Raw genomic sequence first — 478 nt, forward strand, 5'->3', positions numbered from 1 at the left:
GGACCGAGTGACCGGGCGACCGAGGCGCAGCACGCCAAGGGCAAGCTGACGGCCCGGGAGCGCATCGAGCTCCTGCTGGACCCGGGTTCGTTCAAGGAGGTCGAGCAGCTGCGCCGGCACCGGGCGACCGGTTTCGGCCTGGAGGCCAAGAAGCCGTACACCGACGGTGTCATCACCGGCTGGGGCACGGTCGACGGCCGTACCGTCTTCGTCTACGCGCACGACTTCCGGATCTTCGGGGGCGCGCTGGGCGAGGCGCACGCCACGAAGATCCACAAGATCATGGACATGGCCATTTCGGCCGGTGCCCCGCTGGTCTCGCTGAACGACGGCGCGGGCGCCCGCATCCAGGAGGGCGTCTCGGCGCTCGCCGGGTACGGCGGGATCTTCCAGCGCAACACGCGTGCTTCCGGTGTCATCCCGCAGATCAGTGTGATGCTCGGCCCGTGTGCGGGCGGCGCGGCGTACAGCCCGGCGC

General features: G+C 70.5%; 1 protein-coding gene. It reads left to right on the plus strand.

Annotated features, from left to right (window positions below; translation table 11 throughout):
- On the plus strand, window positions 1-478 hold a 478-nt coding region (locus tag IH13_RS0125295; RefSeq protein WP_031088169.1), incomplete at both ends, for a carboxyl transferase domain-containing protein.

This window comes from Streptomyces sp. NRRL WC-3549 (genome assembly GCF_000721935.1).
In the GTDB taxonomy this organism is placed as follows: domain Bacteria; phylum Actinomycetota; class Actinomycetes; order Streptomycetales; family Streptomycetaceae; genus Streptomyces.